The following is a 2,534-nucleotide window of genomic DNA, read 5'->3' on the forward strand; positions in this document are numbered from 1 at the left end:
TGACCGGGTTGTGGAACGACTTCACCTCCTGGGTGCGCGACGCGTTCGTCAGCGACGTGAGGCTGCCGATTTGACCCTCTCCCCCCCGCGAGCAGACGCAAACGTCCCCGACACTCCGAGGTCTGGGGGGCGTTTACGTCTGCTCGCGCTGAAGGGGTGGCGTGCGTTGACGTCGATGGGCACCGCCCTGGTGCTGCTCTTCCTGCTCGCGTTCGGCGCGGTTCCCGGGGCGCTGTTGCCGCAGCGCAGCCTCAACGAGTCCAAGGTCGACCAGTACCTGGCCCAGCATCCGGTGCTCGGCCCCTGGCTGGACCGCCTGCAACTGTTCGACGTGTTCTCCAGTTTCTGGTTCACCGCCATCTACGTGCTGCTGTTCGTCTCGCTGGTGGGTTGCCTGACCCCGCGCATCATCGAGCACATGCGCGGCCTGCGGGCCACGCCGGTGCCGGCCCCGCGAAATCTGAGCCGGTTGCCCCGGCACGCCGAGGGCACGGCCACCGGCACTCCCGCCGAGGTGGCCACCCGGATCGGCGGGCAGCTACGGGGGTGGCGGCGGATCACCCGCCATGCCGACGAGGTCACCGAGATCTCGGCGGAGAAGGGCTATCTGCGCGAGTTCGGCAACATCGTCTTCCACTTCTCGCTGCTGGGGCTGCTGGCTGCCGTCGCGGTCGGCAAGCTGTTCGGCTACGAGGGCAACGTCATCGTGCTGGCCAACGGCGGACCTGGGTTCTGCTCGGCCTCCCCGGCCGCCTACGACTCCTTCCGCGCCGGCAACAAGGTCGACGGTACGTCGTTGTACCCGATGTGCATCCGGGTCAACGACTTCCAGGCCCGCTACCTGCCCACCGGGCAGGCCACCTCGTTCGCCGCCGACATCGACTACCAGGCCGGGGCGGACCTGACCACCGGTACCTGGCAGCCCTACCGGCTCGAGGTCAACCATCCGCTGCGGGTCGGCGGCGACCGGGTCTACCTGCAGGGCCACGGCTACGCCCCGACGTTCACCGTCACCTTCCCGGGTGGGCAGACGCGAACCCAGACCGTCCAGTTCCAGCCCGACAACGCCCAGACCCTGTTGTCCTCGGGCACCGTCCGGGTGGACCCGCCGGCCGGGCTCTACCCACCGGAACAGCGGCGCAAGAACCAGATCGCCATCACCGGTTTGTTCGCGCCCACCCAGCAGATGGACGGCAAACTGCTGTCGTCGAGCTTCCCGGGGATGAAGGACCCGGCAGTGGCGATCGACATCTACCGGGGCGACGCCGGGTTGGACACCGGACGCCCGCAGTCGCTGTTCAGGCTCGACACCCGGCTGATCGAGCAGAGGCGGTTGACCAAACTCAAGCGCGTCAACCTCACCCTCGGCCAGGAGGCACGCCTCGACGACGGAACGGTGGTGCGGTTCGACGGGGCCACCCCGTTCGTCAATCTGCAGGTCTCCCACGACCCGGGCCAGGTGTGGGTGCTGGTGTTCGCGCTGACCATGATGGGCGGGCTGTTGGTGTCGCTCGTCGTGCGACGGCGTCGGGTGTGGGCCCGGATCATCCCGGCCGGGCCGGGTACCGTGAACGTCGAGTTGGCCGGCCTGGCCCGCACCGACAACTCGGGGTGGGGCGAGGAACTGGACAGGTTGGCCCGACAGGTTCTGACGGAGGCTGGTGACGCATGAACACCGAAGCGATAGACATCGGCCTGGCCCGGTATTCGGACTGGGCGTTCACCACCTCGGTCGTCGTCCTGGTTCTCGCGCTGCTGCTGCTGGCCGTCGAACTGGCGTCCAGTCGCGGGCGCCGGGTGGACGAGCGGGAACTGGTGGCCGCCGGCGGGGTGGCCGCGGATGACCAACGGCCCGGCGTCGTCGTCGAAACCCCCGCGCCCACGCCGGCCGAACGCGTCGGCAGGTCCGGCCTGAACCTGGTCTACCTGGGGATCATGCTGCTGCTGGCCTGCATCGTTCTGCGCGGACTGGCCACCCATCGGGTGCCCTGGGGCAACATGTACGAGTTCATCAACCTGACCGGTTTCTGCGGCCTGGTCGCCGCCGCGGTGGTGCTGCGCAAACCGCAGTACCGGGTGCTGTGGGTTTTCGTACTGGTGCCTGTTCTCGTCCTGCTGACCGTGTCCGGCAAGTGGCTCTACACCCACGCCGCACCGGTGATGCCCGCGCTGCAGTCCTACTGGTTGCCCATCCACGTCTCGGTGGTCAGCCTGGGCTCGGGGGTGTTCCTGGTCGCCGGGGTGGCCAGCATCCTGTTCCTGCTGAAGATGTCCAGGCACGGCCGTCCCGGGGCTGAATCCGACGTCGCCGGCCAGGCTGCTCCGGCGGGGGCACTGGCCCGGATCGCGGCCAAACTGCCCGACGCCCAGACCCTGGACCGTATCGCCTACCGCACCACCGTCTTCGCCTTCCCGGTGTTCGGGTTCGGGGTCATCTTCGGCGCCATCTGGGCAGAGGAGGCGTGGGGGCGCTACTGGGGTTGGGACCCCAAGGAGACGGTGTCGTTCATCGCCTGGGTGATCTACGCGGCGTA

The 2,534-nt window shown here is 68.6% G+C and carries 2 protein-coding genes; both read left to right on the forward strand.

Going from position 1 to position 2,534, the window contains the following annotated elements:
• The first annotated feature begins 175 nt into the window (after positions 1–175).
• A complete protein-coding gene (resB, locus tag ADBZ5U_RS15750) occupies positions 176–1,672 on the forward strand; it encodes a cytochrome c biogenesis protein ResB (protein WP_526811762.1) in 1,497 nt (498 codons plus the stop codon).
• The coding region (gene ccsB / locus ADBZ5U_RS15755; protein WP_526811764.1) for a c-type cytochrome biogenesis protein CcsB at positions 1,669–2,534 on the forward strand (866 nt) is incomplete at its 3' end. The genes resB and ccsB, both read left to right, overlap by 4 nt.

This window comes from Mycobacterium sp. (assembly GCF_040398885.1).
Lineage (GTDB): Bacteria > Actinomycetota > Actinomycetes > Mycobacteriales > Mycobacteriaceae > Mycobacterium.

Excerpts from the sequence above, each read along its gene's own strand:
- resB (WP_526811762.1), top strand. The coding sequence starts at position 176 with ATGGGCACCGCCCTGGTGCTGCTCTTCCTGCTCGCGTTCGGCGCGGTT.